The sequence below is a fragment of the Nostoc sp. LEGE 12447 genome (assembly GCF_015206985.1).
Classification (GTDB): Bacteria; Cyanobacteriota; Cyanobacteriia; order Cyanobacteriales; family Nostocaceae; genus Nostoc.
In genome coordinates this window covers 98094-113265 of sequence record NZ_JADEXT010000025.1, presented here as the reverse complement: position 1 = coordinate 113265, position 15172 = coordinate 98094, and the positions used below count along the sequence as shown (strand labels likewise).

Here is a 15172-nt window from a genome sequence, read left to right as displayed (position 1 = left end):
TCTCCCACCAGTCCAGCATTGCTTGTCACCTTTAGCACTCGATTGCAATTACTTTACCGTATTTGCGGTGCTGTTTCTTAAATCCTTTATTAGTAAGCCTTTCAAGACTTAACGGGAAAAGTCAGATATAACGACGAGCTTCTAAAAAACGATAGTAAGCTGCTTCTTCTAGACTATATTCCTGTTCTGTCCACATCACCTCAGAATAGGAAGCCATTCCTTCCTTAATCCAAGCATGAGACCAATGCTTAATCACCACCAAATCACCAAACCACTGGTGGGCGAGTTCGTGGACGACTAAACTTTCGGTGTTGCGGTTATCTAAAGCGGCGCGTTCATCCAGCAAACATCTATCTGTTAACAAGGTTGTGGAGGTGTTTTCCATCCCGCCAAAGATGAAGTCATCTACACAAACCTGGGCATATTTCGGGAAAGGATATGGATAACCATACTTTTGGCTCAAAAATTCGATCATCTGGGGAGTTTTGCCCATGCTGCGTTTAGCATCTTCCTCCCGCCCCTTTTCTACGTAGTAGGTAACTGGTTTACCCTTCCACTCATCCTGAATTTCGGCAAAGTCACCTACTGCCAAAGTCATCAAGTAGGTAGGATGAACTTGTTGCTGTAACCAATGGTAGATTTTATAATCACCATCTTCTGTGGTGTCAATCAGTTCGCCGTTGGAAATCGCTACGAGGGGGTTGGGGACACGAACGCGAATTTCTGAAGTAGACAATTGTCCTGGATAGTCAAAGCAGGGGAACCAAAAGCGAGAGTCTTCGTCTTCTCCCTGAGTCCAAACTTGAGTAGGCTTGTTTGGATAGTGCTTATCTGGTTGGATAAAATAAATGCCGCGTTGCGGTTTTTCCACCGAGTAGGCGATCGCAATCAGCAAGCGTTTACCAATCTGAGTCGTCTCAGAAAGTTGGATAGAAAGCTGTTCCCCGTCGTAGTCAAAATTTTGTGGCACATCGTCCACCTGCACAGACTCGATATTCAGGTTGACAGCATCCAAAGTCAAACGGTCAATGCCATTACGGATTGGCAAGAGGCGAATGCTACAACTGCCCTGATAGCTCTGCTTAGGGATATCTAAGCTGAGATCGAGAAAAATATGCTCCACCTGTCCGGGGCGATCGGGATTGTAGTGTGGTCTTGCTCCCGGTAACTCAAAAGGTTTGTGTCCGTTATTATCTGTATCAAAATAAGACTTCGACATTGATCCTTACTGACCTTGTAATCCTGAAAAGTCTGGCTTGGCTAGATGTAATTAAGCAAAATAGCGGTATCTGTATTTCCCAAATCAATAGGGCAATATGGGGGTTAAGATTCCCATTGGGGATTGGAGGATTGAAATTAATCTCAACCAAGTTTCCGAAGATCGATTGTCGATCCTGGGACTTTTTTCCATATCCCTCCCGCATTTCCTTTTACTGATGTTTTGCACTTTTTTGTCATCGAGTCAAGTGTCTCTTGCACCTCGATAGATTCTCATTAAGTACAAATACTCCTAATTGTTCTTATAACTTAGGATAACTTGCTGCTGTTGAGCAGGCTATTTTATTTGAGATGAACAGCATATCATTTGCGGATTCGCTCCTCATTCCCTGGGAGTCTTTTTTAGGGTAATTATTTGAGACTGCTAGCTTATAGGACTACTAATTTTATCAGTAAATACCGATCGATGAGCGGAAATTATTAATAAATCCGAAAACTCTACAGTGACACTTGTATAAATCTCGGTGACAATCTGAGCAAAAGAGGATAATAAAATGCCCGAAAGTAAATCAAAGTTTTTCATTCCTGCGGTTGGTGCTGCTCTCGTTGTAGCAGGAAGTATCGCGGCTTATATGTATTTGAAAGGCCCATCAGGAAGTAGCTCAGACGCTCTCGGCAGTGCTAAATTAGTACCTTCAACAGCATTGATGGCAACTTATATTACTACTGACCCTCAAGCTTGGGCAAAGTTACAGCAATTTGGCACTCCAGAAGCACAAAAGTTAGTGGCAAAAGGTCTGGAAGATTTCAATAAGCAAATGTTCAGTGACGGTAACGTTTCTTATGAAAAAGACATAAAGCCTTGGGTTGGTGGTGTGATGATTGCTGTACTACCACCAAATTCTGTGAAACCGGCACAGTTAAAAGTGCCCTCCGGGGCACCTAATGTACCAACAAATTTACAGCAGGAATCAAATATCCTGGTAGTAGTGGGAATCAAGGATAAAATCAGTGCCTTGAATTTTGCTAACAAATTGAAGTCACAAAAAGGGGTGAAATCCCAGGAATCTGACTACCAAGGTCAAAAAATTCTTGAAACTACAGAAAATGGCAAGCCGACATATAGCGTAGTTTTAAATAATAGTCACTTGATATTAGCCCCCGAAAAGCAAGCTGTAGAAAAAGCAATTGACACCTTTAAGGGACAGTCTTCTTTTGCCAGTAAAGAAGGTGCAAGTAGCATTCTCAGCAAAGGAGTGGATGTTAAAAATAGCCTCGCCCAAATTTATGTACCAGACTATGCAGGTATGGTACAGCAGTTAACTGCCGGAAGTCAGCAAGCAAAACAGTTACCTCCACAAGCCTTAGCGCAACTGAAGCAGATAAAATCTGTGGTAGCGGGTGTTGGTGTTGATGATGCGGGAGTGCGGGTAAAAGCGATCGCTAATTTAGATCCACAGCTGAATAAATTTCAGTATCAATCAAGTCCGGGAAATATAGTCGGGCAATTTCCTACTGATACCTTTGCTCTGATTAGCGGAAATGGCATCAGCCGTGGCTGGCAAACCTTAGTAGAACAGTCAAAAGATTATCCAGAAATGAAGCAGGCCCTGGAACAAGCACGAGGACAAGTGAAAATTGCCAATATTGACCTGGATAAGGATATTTTTGGTTGGATGAATGGGGAATTTGCCTTTGGTGCTATTCCATCCAATCAAGGAGTGTTAGCAAGTGTTGGTTTTGGAGGTGCTTTAGTATTTGACACTAGCGATCGCAAAACAGCCGAAGCCACCTTGACAAAATTGGATAATTTGGCCAAAGTACAACAAATCAACATCGCCAATAGAAATATCAGTGGTAAAGACGTAACTGAATGGCAAATCCCCAAGCAGGGAGCTTTATTGGCGCATGGTTGGCTGGATCAAGATACTGTATTTGTGGCTCTTGGTGGCCCAATTGCTGACGCAATCAGCGATCGTAAGAATCAATCTCTTAATAATAGCGACGCTTTCAAAGCCGTTACTGGTTCTTTGCAAAAGCCCAACGGCGGCTATTTCTACCTGGATATGGATAAAACTAAAACTGTGCCCCTGGTCAATAGTTTAATTTCATCTGATGCCAATACCATCACCATCCTCAATTCCATTCGTGGTCTTGGCTTTACTGCTAATAGCCCCGATAAATCCACCAGTGAATTAGAGATGTTGTTAGCTCTCAAGCCTTCTGCAAAATAGGGGATTGGGCACAAGGGGCAGAGGGGCGAGGAACAAGGGGGAGAATTAAAAATAACCTCTTTCCCTTTTACTCCCCTTGCTCCCACTTACAAAACTTGATTATTCCGAGATTCCAATGTCTGGCTCAGTCTATCCAACGCCGCAGTCAGCCTTTCCTGAGCCATAACATTAGCGTCTGATGGTGGGGATTCTACGGGAACATCCTCTTGCCTCTTCAATTTTTGTAAGGCGCGAATTGCTACAAATAAAATTAAGGCAATGGTTAAAAAGTCAATGATTGCGCCAAGAAATTGACCGATCGCAATTCCTGGGCCTATAGTGATAGTTCTCCATTCTTTGCCAGTCACGCCAATCAAAGGGTTAATCAATGGCATAATCACAGCCTCAACAAAGGAGGTGATAACCCGGCTGAAGGCAGTACCGATGATGACTGCGATCGCTAAGTCAATTACATTGCCTTTGAAAGCAAATTCTTGAAAATCCCTTAAAAAGCCACTTGCTCTTCTTGCTCTTGCCATACTTGAGACTCAATAAGTTAGCTGTAGTCTTTTTTTATATGGCGCTCAACTTTTTTCCCTCTCTGTTGAGATAGATTTTGTCAATCTTCAATGAAGTGTATAAATTGGAGAACAGTGTGATTCTCTGGAAAAACAAATCACACCAAAATTTTCCATATCAAAATTCCATGACATCGTTATATAATTCAATTCATTTCTAGACTGCCGTCCAGCAATTATGTCATAAGTAAAAAAGCTGTGAACGCAAATTAATTTATGACTGCTACTGCAAAAACTACTCCTAGCTTCGCTTCCCGCTTAGTAAATGGCGTACTGGCAATCAAGCCTTTAGCCAACCTAGCGAAACATCAAGCCCGTCAAATGATGATTAAACGTGCGGAGAGAATTGGCGTACCTTGGACGCAAGAAGTCGAAACACTACAAGCGCGTGATTGGAAGGCTGATCTAGCTCAAGTACAAAATCCTGAGCTTTCCTACCCAGAATACTATTTGCGGCCATTCCATGCCTACGAAGACGGAGACCTCAGTTGGAAAGCCGCTTGGGAGCTAGAAGTTGCTGCTCGTACTGTCCATGCCGGAATTTGGCAGGATGCTGGAGCAGAAGGAGATGCTAGACTGCGCCAAAGTTACCACGATATCCTCAAAGTGCAAATCCCCAATCAACCCCAAGAAATCCTAGATTTGGCCTGTGGTGTGGGTTTGAGTACATTTACCATGCAAGAAATTTATCCTCATGCCAAAATCACAGGCTTGGATTTATCTCCCTATTTCTTAGCCGTTGCCAATTACCGCGCTGGGCAACGCCAAGCTAAAATTAATTGGCTTCATGCCCAAGCTGAATCTACTGGGCTACCAGATGCCTCATTTGATTTAGTCTCAATTTTCTTGATGTGTCACGAATTACCGCAGTCAGCAACCCGACAAATTTTTGCTGAAATACGGCGCGTGCTACGTCCCGGTGGCTACTTGGCAATCATGGATATGAATCCCAAGTCTGAAGTTTACCAGAAAATGCCAGCCTACATTTTGACTTTGCTCAAAAGTACTGAACCATATTTAGATGAATATTTTGCTTTGGACATTGAGCAAGCTTTTGTTGAAGCAGGTTTCCAAACTCCCACTATCACCAACAATACCCATCGTCACCGCACAGTAATTGCTCAGGTGAGTGGTTGATTTTTCTCTACTGCTGTGGTCAGCAATACCACCCTTGCTGCTGCTAGGCTACTACTACTATCGAGTACCATTTGCCCCACCTCTGTTAAAGTTACTGATGTTCTTTGGCATCGGGGCAATATCTGGTCTTTTAGCCCTTAGACTTGAATGGAATTTTGAAACTGTAGCCAATTGGGTTATAGACTGGGAACGGATCAAGCGATCGCTCCCTGGTGCAATCTTGCGGCAGCTTGTGGAAGTAGGTTCAATTGAAGAAGGCTTCAAGTTAGCAGGGGTTGTTGTACCAACCTATTATTTGCAACGCACGTATCGATTACTTCCCTCAACTGTTTTCCTCTTCACCATAGCCGTTGCCCTTGGATTTACCGCCGAAGAGAACTGGATTTATCTTTTTCACAATACAGGATCAATTCTTGGGCGTACTATTAGCACGCCAGTCCATGCCATGTTCTCTGCGCCTTGGGGATATGCCTTGGGAATGTATATTTCGTCTAAAAATCGGTTACATCAAGACAGGAAGTTCATTTTTCGGGCTTGGCTGAATTCTGTGATTTGTCATGCCCTAGTTAATATTCTATCTAGTGCTTGCAGTTACTCACCAGCGCTATGTTTCCTTAATTATGGTTTATTTCCGTTTCTCTTGTGGATGTTTTGGCGATTAGAACAATTACTGCGAAAAGTGCAAGGTAAACCTGTAATTACCCTGATTTCAGAACGTACACCCCAGCGACGTTACTGGCAGAGGGGTTTAGTGCTTTTTGCCCTCGTGCTGGGTGGAAATGCTATTTTTGGGCTGTTTCTCTTAGCCAATAAAATTATTCCTTTGAATCCGTCCAAGCTTTTTGATAGTTATATTTTGTGGTTTATATTTAGTCGCTTTTTGCTAAATCTCTTTTTTGGAGTTTTAGCTTGGGGCATTTATCGCTATTTGCGACATTCCGCCCGCCGTCGGTATTTTTAAAAGTATGATTTAAGAAAATGCTAGGGGGTTTCTATGCAAACAACTCCAGTGCGTTGGACGACAGATGACCTAGAGTTATTCGCTGGCGATCGCAGAAATCGCTATGAGATTATTGATGGAGAACTATTTGTGACTAAATCACCTAGTTGGGATCATCAGGCAAGCTGCGTAAATATTGCTACCGTTCTTAAGATTTGGTCAGATGAAACTGGTTTAGGTAAAGCTGCGATCGCACCTGGAATCATTTTCTCAGATTCTGACAATGTGATCCCTGATGTGGTGTGGGCAAGTCATGAACGCTTAAAATACTTGCTAGATGAAGCTGGACACCTCACCGGCGCACCAGAGTTAGTAATAGAAGTTTTATCTCCCGGTGAAAAAAATGAGAAACGTGACAGGGAAACAAAGCTAAAGCTGTATTCGGTGCAAGGGGTTCAGGAGTATTGGATTTGCGATTCTATACAGAAGAAAGTTGAGGTTTATCGACGCGAACAGGCTGCATTAAAGTTAGCAGCTACTCTATTTAGTCAAGATGAGTTGACAAGTCCTTTGCTACCTGGTTTCACCTGCTTAGTCAATAAACTTTTTTAGGCTTGGATTCTTTCGATTATCTTCTTTACTCTGTGTTCTCTGTGCCTCTGCGGTTAAATAAATAACTTTTAAACCGCAGAGAACGAAGAGAATAAAATAAATTTTAAGAATCACTTTGAAAGGGCGATTTTTAATAATTCGTAATTCGTAATTCGTAATTCGTAATTATTAAAAATGTCCTATGCCTAAATTTTCAATTAGCTAAACCCGTGCTAATATTGGCTGATTCACATCTGCGGTGACTGAATCTGATTCTGACTCCGTGCAGTAGATTTCGCAGGAGTTATTAGGACTTTCAATCAGTTTCACTTTGTGAAGTTTAGCTCCCAATTCTTGAATGGGCGATCGCAATAAATTACTAATGTAAAGTGCTATATTCTCAGCAGTGGGCACAATTTCGGCAAAGTAGGGGATATCTTTATTTAAAAAAGTGTGATCGAATGGTTCAACCACATAATCTTCTATCACTTGATTCAAACCCCCTAAATCGACAATCATACCGGTGCGTGGGTCAATTTCCCCTTTGACGGTGACTTCTAGATGATAGTTGTGTCCATGACCGTGGGGACGGGCACACTTCCCATAAATCTCAGTGTTTTCTTCGTTACTGAGATGAGGATGAGCTAGCCGATGGGCGGCGCTAAAGTGAGTACTGATAGTGAGGTATGCTTCCATTGCGTTTCCTATATAATCTGCCCAAAGTTCAGGATGTTCAAATAACTGCACACGCACTAAAGGCAAATGCGGTGCTAACCTCTGCCAGATAATCCGGGCAATATTCTCAGTGGTGGGCAGAGTTTGTTGAAATTCTGTCCACGCATCGTTGATATAAGAGAAATCCAATTGACTGGTAACTTCTCGTTTGATTACGTGTTTGACATCAGACAAGTTCAGCACCATACCATACTTATCCAATTCCCCGGCAAGGGAGATAAATAAGACATAGTTATGTCCGTGTCCAGGAAATTTAGAGCAAGCACCAAATTTTTCAATATTCTCGGCTTCACTCAGTTCTGGCAACCAATAGCGATGACTTGCCGAAAACTGGGCGCGGCGATTAACAATACATTGCATGAGTACACTATGAGCAGAATTTAAAATTTCTTAATCTTTTTCTGTTTCCAGCATAAACTAATTTGTTTGTCAGTAGTCATTCGTCATTAGTCATTTGTTATTTGACCATGCCCAATGCCCAACGACTATATAACAGACGCTTGTGCCTCGCAATGTAATCTTGTCGCTATGCGGAATAGTTCTTGGCCTGTGTGTAAATAACGCTCATCGTAGTTCAAAGGAAAATAAGCCAACTCGTCAAGCCCATCTGCTACTTGATTGAGGCTGTAATAGAGGTTAGCCGCAGTTCCTGCTAAAGTAGAGGGATTTGGCAGAGAGCGAAAAATAATTTGTGCCTGCTTGAGGTCATCTCGACAGGCTTGTAAGTATTCCTGAAATTCATCTAACAACTCATCATCAAAAGGATCGGCGGCTAATTGCTCTATTTGCTCCTCTAGAGAATAGAGAATACCATCAAGTAGATGATTGACTGGTTGATAAACTCGACGCAGCCATTCTTCAACTTGCTCGTCAGCTTCCCGTCCGGTTTTTCGTTTTGTCTGGTAATGCTTTTGCGCCGATGCTGTACGCTGTTGGCGATCGCTATTTAATTTTTGAGAATCATTTTGTAGTTGTTGGTCATAATTGCGGCGATTATGGTTATCACCTAAGATTTCATAAGCTGCATTGATGAGAATAATCTGATCGCGATCGGCTGTGTCCTGATTACTGTCAGGATGAAACAACTTAACCAAGCGGCGATAAGCTTGCTTAATCTCCGCAAGGCTTGCACTTGGACTAACTTTGAGAGTTTCGTAATGGTTAGAAACGTGCTTAGAATTGACCATTAATTCAATGTATCGTTAACCAACGCTAGCGGGCAACTTTGCCTCCAGGTCTTGGAACAACGGTGTACTCAAATACCTCTCACCAAAGCTGGGTTGAATCATCACAATTAAACGCCCTTTGTTTTCTTCACGTTGAGCAACGCGAATTGCTGCACATAAAGCGGCTCCACTGGAAATACCAGATAATAGCCCTTCTTCTTTTGCTAAACGCCGACTATAAGCGATCGCTTCGTCATCGGTGATGGTAATCACTTCATCTATCAATTTTATCTTGAGAACTTGAGGAATAAACCCAGCGCCAATTCCTTGGATTTTGTGTGGACCTGGCTGTCCCCCAGATAAAACTGGGCTATTGGCTGGTTCAACTGCGATCGCTTTAGAACTAGGTTTGCGTGCTTTAATCACTTCTGCTACCCCAGTGATCGTACCACCAGTGCCCACACCCGCCACAACTATATCTACTTGTCCATCAGTATCTTCCCAAATTTCAAGAGCTGTAGTTTCTCGATGCACTTTAGCATTAGCTGGATTCCGGAACTGCTGCAACATATAGGTATTTGGCGTACTATTAACTATTTGCTGCGCTCGTCTAATTGCCCCACTCATGCCTTCCATACCTGGCGTTAGTTCCAGTTCTGCTCCATAAGCCCGCAACATTGCCCGACGCTCACCACTCATGGTCTCTGGCATTGTCAAAATTAATCGATAACCCTTAGCTGCTGCTGTCATTGCTAGGGCAATTCCTGTATTTCCAGAAGTGGGTTCTACTAATATTGTCTTCTCAGGAGTAATCAGCCCCTCCTCTTCGGCGGCGTTAATCATACTCACCCCAATCCGGTCTTTGACTGATGCCGATGGGTTGAGACTTTCTAGTTTCACCACAATTTCCGCAACACATCCTTCTGTTTGAGGAATGCGGTTCAACTGCACTAGGGGAGTACGACCAACAAGTTCTGTAATGTTACGAGCAATTCGCATAATTATAGTCCTTTGTCATTTGTCATTTGTCATTTGTCATTGGTCATTTGTCATTGGTCATTTGTCATTGCGTCGGAACTAGCTTCGGAAGCAGAGCATCACCTTTGATTTAGGCACTCATCAGATGATGATTAAATAATTGTGATTTTACTTGCGGCTTTAGTAGCTTTTTCCCTAGCCTCTTCGATATTCAGACCCTTGGCTAAAGATACTCCCATTCGTCGATATGGATGAGCATTAGGTTTACCAAATAATCTAATATCCACATCTTTTTCTGACAAAGCATCGGCTACGCCTGTAAAACCAATAGAATTAGATTTTTCCGAAGCTAAAATTACCGCACTAGCTGAGGCTCCTAGCTGTTCTATATGAGGAATTGGCAAACCTAAAATTGCTCTTAGATGTAGTTCAAATTCATTGAGATTTTGTGAGATTAATGTCACCATTCCCGTATCGTGCGGTCTGGGAGAAAGTTCGGAAAAAATCACTTCATCTTTAGTAATGAAAAATTCAACGCCAAAAATTCCGGCTCCTCCTAAAGCATCAGTAACTTTTCTCGCTATTTCTTGAGATTCTAATATCTTATCTTCAGAAATTAGTGCAGGTTGCCACGATTCTTGATAATCTCCTCGTTCTTGGCGATGACCAATCGGAGGACAGAAAATAGTCGGTGCATTCCACTGTTTAATTGTTAGTAATGTTATCTCGATTTCAAAATTAATAAATTCTTCTATGATGACCTTTTGACTGTCTCCTCTAGAATTTGCGATCGCATAATTCCATGCTTTCTCAACTTCACTCTTCTCCTGCACTACAGACTGACCTTTCCCAGAGGATGACATCACAGGTTTAACAACATTACTAAACCCAATTTCATCAGAAACTGTCATCAATTCTTCTAGGGTTGTTGCATAACCATATTTAGCCGTTCTGATGCCCAATTGTTGATGCGCTAGTTCCCTAATTCTATCGCGGTTCATTGTATAGTTAGTAGCAGCCGCAGTTGGTATAACTGTAATCCCTCGCTGCTCAAATTCGATCAGTTTTTCTGTTCTAATAGCTTCAATTTCTGGTATGATAATATTCGGCCGATGCTTTGTCACTACAGCTTCTAAATCATCAGCACTGAGCATAGAAATCACTTCAGATGCATCAGCGACTTGCATTGCGGGAGCATTGGGATAGCGGTCAACGGCAATCACATAATTACCAAGACGTTGAGCCGCGATCGCAAATTCCTTACCTAGTTCTCCTGAACCTAGCAGCATCAATTTTTGGGGCAACTTAATATTCATCAACTTATCCAGACCAATCTCGATCCAATAATCTTATAATTTTTTGTGTTTCAATTAACGTCTTTTCAAGAGTTAAATCTAGCCCCGCGCAGTTGTAAATCTTGACGTTGTAGCAGAGTTAAACCAGTACCTAGACCCAGGTGACACTTATCTACTAGAGTCTCTAACCAAATAGTCTCATCCAAAGTTGCACCTCGTAAATCTGCATTTCTCAAATCGGCTTTCATTAAATTTGCAAATAAGAGGTCTGCATTGACTAAACTACTACCTTGCAGATTTGCTCCAGACAAATTTCCTCGGATGAAGTTTACATCATCTAAAATTAAGCCAGATAAATCTGCTCCTATCAGATTTGGAAATTTTAGCTGACTTGGATATTTAAAAAACCGCATCATACAGATGATATTTGCTTCATTTAGGCGGATTTTAGTTAAAAACTCATAACGAGCAATTCCCAGTTGCTTAAGAATTTTTAGACGCTGTAGGGGACTTTGTTCTAAAAATTGGATGGCTGTATGGCGTAGGTCTTGAGTCGGCAGATTTAGCATGATTGTCAGGTTATTACTATACTTGCGCTAATTAAAAGTTTAACCTTAATACAAGAACCCCGACTTCTCACAGAAATCGGGGTTCTAATGGATAACGCCTTACCTAGCGTCCTGCTAACAATGCTTTCGTAGCAGATTCACCTGCTAATCTTACCTGCTTTGTCAACTGGAAATTTAACAATGCTAAAACACTCAACTGAGCCAGGAATGCCATAAAAATTGTTGTCACCCCAGAATATTGGAGCGCTGACCAAGGAAAGGTTGAAAACAGCCATACAGTAGGATGTTTCCACGCGGAGATACCAAGAAATTCTAGAATCATCGGTGGTAAGAACGTTACCGTACCTATAGTACCTATTGCCCAGAAAGAACGTTTGGGAGTTTTCAGCAAAAGTATTAATTGGGCAATGGTCGCGTAAATCATGATTATGCTGATAGACAAAGCTACAGCTGAAAGTAATTTTAAGCTGTTAAAATTGTCACCTGCCCCATTTTGGCTATAGTCTGTATCAAAAACAGATGTAATTGAAATCCAGACTACCAAAGGGATAGTAACAATTGCCAGATTAATAGCGATCGCTACAAGTGCAGGGCTTTTTTCAGCCAAAATTAGATCCCGCCAAACACTCTTGCGGCTAGAAACTTCTTGATGTCGATATCTTGCCCAATCTTGTACATCTTGACGATGAGGAGAAAGAATGGCAATCAAACTGAAAAGTAACCCCAAGTTGTATATTGCCAAAAAAACTAAATTCGACCCAACCTGTTCATAAAAGTTGGAATCATTGTTCCAAGATTGTAAGGTAAAGCCCCACATCATTATCTGGCAAAAAGCTACTAATACATAACTTTGTCCCTTACTAATAATTGAGGCTTGAGGATTACGAAAGGAACGTTTCAGAGCTTGTAAGATTCCGTAACTGCACAATCCCAAATTTAATAAATGAAAACCAACAATAATAACAACATTTGTCCCTAATGGTAAATAGAAAAACTCTAGGTTTTTCAATTGAGAACCATTGTATACACGTAACAAGTTAGGAAACAGATAATTTATTGTATCCCAAGGAGCGAAAAGCCTTATCCAAGCAGTTGAGTTATTTAAAATGTTACTAGAAGACGATGATGCAAACCCCATTACTGTGAACAAGAAAAGCAATATTGCACCACTACCTAACCAAGGCTGAAAACCGCTAAACAAACGACTAATTAAACCAAATAGCAATGCGGCACTGTAGAAGAAAATACAGCTAGCAGCAAGAATAGCGTAGTAACTCAAAATGTAACTAAAGGCAATTTCGGCAGAACGTCCAGCCAACAGATGTAAAGGAACTGCAACTAAGATGACGAGATAAACTAAACTCGGAACTCCTAGTAATTTTCCAGTTAATATACTAGTTTCTGATTGGGGACTAAGACGGATGAAATTCAATGTACCGCGACTTTCTTCTTTAGCTAAATCGTTGATTAATAAATAAGTTCCTGCAACTAATAGTGTAAATACAAAAATTACACTCAAAGTCAGGAATATATATTCCCAATGATCTCGCCACCACAACTGCCAATCAATTTGATTTTGGGGACAAATATTTTTTGCGACTAAATCATTTAAGTTAGGAATTTGATATCGATCTGATTGCTGGTAAGTCTGGTTTTGTTGCCGTTGATATATTTGGCTTAAACGACAATATGTGTTTGTTAGCGAGTATCGATCGTCAGGAAATTCGCGTAATTGATATAGAAAAACTACTAGTTGCAGCAGTAACGATGTTGCAACTGCGATCGCCACATTAAAAAATTTCAGCCTTCCTTTGAGTTCCCGCAATAGTTGCGGATTCCAATCGCCGATTTTGTCTATAAAATTGGGCATCATCAGAAAAAATTCTCCAAAAATGGGAAGTTATATTTGTTGGTAAATTAAGATGCTTGTTTGTGACCTAATTTTAAGAAAATAGTTTCTAAGTCTTCTTGGGTGCAGTGAAAATCAGTCAGAGGAATATCTGCTTTGATCAGCGATCGCAATAACTCAGCACTATCTTCTTCTTTACCCGAAAAATTCACCCGCACGCTATTTTTTCCTGATATCACCTCCCACTCTTCTACTAAATGATGATGTTTCAATTCCCTTAAAAGTGTCTCCAGGTTCCCCAGAGTGGATATCACAATTTGCTGGTGGGAAAGACGTTGGTAAAGTTGTTGTAATGAGGTACTTTCTACCAAGAAGCCAAGTTCCATAATTCCCACAGATGTACACAGTTCAGCTAAATCGCTGAGAACGTGGGAAGAAATGATTACAGTCATCCCAGCTTCTTGCAAAGCCTTGATGATTTCGCGGAAGTGCACCCTGGCGATGGGGTCAAGCCCAGAAACAGGCTCATCTAGTAGTAGTAAAATCGGTTCGTGGATAATGGTTCGCGCTAAACTTAAGCGCTGTTTCATCCCCCGCGACAGAGTAGAAATCTGGCTGTGGCGTTTATTTCCAAGTTGAATAAGTTCTAAAACTTCATGTAGACGTTGAGTGCGACGTGGTTCTCGTAAACGATAGAGACGCGCAAAATAATCTAGGTAATCCCAGACTGTCAAATCTTCATATAGTGGGTAGTCATCGGGTAAGTAGCCTAGACGACGCTTCAGTTTGGGATTACTCTTATCACGGAGTAGGCGATCGCCATTAATATAAATCTCACCCGTAGTTGGTTCTTCAGCAGTTGCCAACATGCGGATGAGAGTTGTTTTACCCGCGCCATTGGGCCCAATCAGTCCATATACTTCCCCCGCCTGGATTTCTAAATCCACATCATTAACAGCAACGTGCCTGTCAAATTGCTTAGTTAGTCCACGGGTGCAAATTGCTAATTCTTTTACCATCGCTGCTGGGGTGCGGCTTGTGATTAACACTTAACGTAACCTCTTTCTATAACTTATGTCAGCCTTGTTTCGGAAATTGAAACTGACTTTATATAAAGGTGCTTTTAGTCATGGACATTATTTACCGCTATTTTCACTAAAGTTTTAAACAATACTAATTATTAAGTTTTGCTACTGGGAATACTAAAGCTAGAAATCTCTAGGTCTTTTCAGTTAATCAGGTAAAAATTGTATGGATTTTGAATCGATTATGAATATGCCTTTTATCTGGCAAAATATTGTTAGTGCGATCGAAGAAGGTAGAGAGTGGGGGCAAACATTTCTCAACGATTCAAGCTGGGGCGGTGATAGAGAGCAAATGTTAAATCATGCTATATATGAGTCAACACTTTGGTCTGTGGGCAATGGAATTGCTAGTGGTGTTGTTGGGGTAGCCGGGATACCGTTTGAAATTGTTAGTACACTTTATGCCCAAGTAAAGCTGGCATCTACTCTTTTCGTCATACATGAAATTGACACTTACAGCGAATCTGCACGACTACTAGTTTTAGCTGCTACGGCTGGAGTTAGTGTATCTGAACTGGCTAATCAATTAGGAACTCAAGTAGGATCGCAAGCTATTCAAAAAGCTTTGATGTCCATTCCTGGTAAAACTTTTGCTGAGATAAACAAAGCTTTAGGAATTAAGTTAATCTCCAAAGCAGGCGAGAAAACTTTAGTCAACGTAGCAACAATGATGCCTTTTATCGGATCTGCGATCGGTGGTACGGTAAACGGGGTAATGATGAATGCTTGCGGACATTCAGTGATTGCCTTTATCAGGGTTTGGAATAGGTCATAATTTAGCAAAAGTAGGTAAGGCATACGCCCTACCTACTTATTAA

Annotated in this window: 13 protein-coding genes and 1 pseudogene; 5 read left to right on the top strand and 9 right to left on the bottom strand. The window is 41.5% G+C overall.

Annotated features, from left to right (window positions below):
* Positions 1-124: 124 nt before the first annotated feature.
* Positions 125-1219 (bottom strand): annotated as a pseudogene (locus IQ274_RS23175) (M1 family metallopeptidase); the annotation flags it as partial.
* Between the two features lie 553 nt (positions 1220-1772).
* On the opposite strand from IQ274_RS23175, the gene IQ274_RS23170 reads away from it, so the two are divergent.
* Positions 1773-3452 carry a DUF3352 domain-containing protein gene (locus IQ274_RS23170; RefSeq protein WP_194143535.1) on the top strand — a complete coding sequence of 560 codons (1680 nt, stop codon included), beginning with the start codon at positions 1773-1775 and terminating at the stop codon, positions 3450-3452.
* A gap of 86 nt (positions 3453-3538) precedes the next feature.
* Here IQ274_RS23170 and mscL read toward each other — a convergent pair whose 3' ends face one another.
* The gene (mscL, locus tag IQ274_RS23165) at positions 3539-3970 is read right to left on the bottom strand and encodes a large conductance mechanosensitive channel protein MscL (protein WP_194143534.1); all 432 of its coding nucleotides are present in this window, start codon (positions 3968-3970) and stop codon (positions 3539-3541) included.
* Between the two features lie 255 nt (positions 3971-4225).
* On the opposite strand from mscL, the gene IQ274_RS23160 reads away from it, so the two are divergent.
* Genes IQ274_RS23160 through IQ274_RS23150 form a run of 3 tightly spaced genes read left to right on the top strand, consistent with a single transcriptional unit; the run spans position 4226 to position 6698 of the window.
* The gene (locus IQ274_RS23160) at positions 4226-5146 is read left to right on the top strand and encodes a class I SAM-dependent methyltransferase (RefSeq protein WP_194143533.1); all 921 of its coding nucleotides are present in this window, start codon (positions 4226-4228) and stop codon (positions 5144-5146) included.
* Positions 5139-6107, top strand: coding sequence for a PrsW family intramembrane metalloprotease (locus tag IQ274_RS23155; RefSeq protein ID WP_194143532.1), 969 nt, complete (start codon positions 5139-5141; stop codon positions 6105-6107). The genes IQ274_RS23160 and IQ274_RS23155 overlap by 8 nt, the downstream gene beginning before the upstream one ends.
* Positions 6108-6140: 33 nt before the next feature.
* Positions 6141-6698: a Uma2 family endonuclease gene (locus IQ274_RS23150; RefSeq protein ID WP_194143531.1), complete on the top strand. Its 558-nt coding sequence runs from the start codon at positions 6141-6143 to the stop codon at positions 6696-6698.
* 201 nt (positions 6699-6899) lie between these two features.
* On the opposite strand, the gene IQ274_RS23145 is transcribed toward IQ274_RS23150, so the two are convergent.
* The 7 genes from IQ274_RS23145 to IQ274_RS23115 all read right to left on the bottom strand — a co-directional run bounded on the left by IQ274_RS23145 (position 6900) and on the right by IQ274_RS23115 (position 14288).
* Positions 6900-7772, bottom strand: coding sequence for a 6-carboxytetrahydropterin synthase (locus IQ274_RS23145; protein WP_163935486.1), 873 nt, complete (start codon positions 7770-7772; stop codon positions 6900-6902).
* 125 nt (positions 7773-7897) lie between these two features.
* On the bottom strand, positions 7898-8599 hold the full coding sequence (locus tag IQ274_RS23140; protein WP_114083757.1) for a J domain-containing protein: 702 nt from the start codon (positions 8597-8599) through the stop codon (positions 7898-7900).
* A 15-nt stretch (positions 8600-8614) separates the two neighbouring features.
* Positions 8615-9577, bottom strand: coding sequence for a cysteine synthase A (gene cysK / locus IQ274_RS23135; RefSeq protein ID WP_163935480.1), 963 nt, complete (start codon positions 9575-9577; stop codon positions 8615-8617).
* Positions 9578-9708: 131 nt separating this feature from the next.
* Positions 9709-10872, bottom strand: a complete 1164-nt coding sequence (gene purT, locus IQ274_RS23130; RefSeq protein WP_194143530.1) for a formate-dependent phosphoribosylglycinamide formyltransferase — start codon at positions 10870-10872, stop codon at positions 9709-9711.
* A gap of 65 nt (positions 10873-10937) precedes the next feature.
* Positions 10938-11420 carry a pentapeptide repeat-containing protein gene (locus IQ274_RS23125; RefSeq protein ID WP_194143529.1) on the bottom strand — a complete coding sequence of 161 codons (483 nt, stop codon included), beginning with the start codon at positions 11418-11420 and terminating at the stop codon, positions 10938-10940.
* Between the two features lie 103 nt (positions 11421-11523).
* Complete coding sequence (locus IQ274_RS23120; RefSeq protein ID WP_194143528.1) at positions 11524-13293, bottom strand: ABC transporter permease subunit; 1770 nt, start codon at positions 13291-13293, stop codon at positions 11524-11526.
* Positions 13294-13337: 44 nt separating this feature from the next.
* Positions 13338-14288: an ABC transporter ATP-binding protein gene (locus IQ274_RS23115; RefSeq protein WP_194143537.1), complete on the bottom strand. Its 951-nt coding sequence runs from the start codon at positions 14286-14288 to the stop codon at positions 13338-13340.
* Positions 14289-14520: 232 nt separating this feature from the next.
* Here IQ274_RS23115 and IQ274_RS23110 point away from each other — a divergent pair, with 232 nt between their 5' ends.
* The gene (locus IQ274_RS23110) at positions 14521-15129 is read left to right on the top strand and encodes a hypothetical protein (RefSeq protein ID WP_194143527.1); all 609 of its coding nucleotides are present in this window, start codon (positions 14521-14523) and stop codon (positions 15127-15129) included.
* Positions 15130-15172 lie beyond the last annotated feature (43 nt).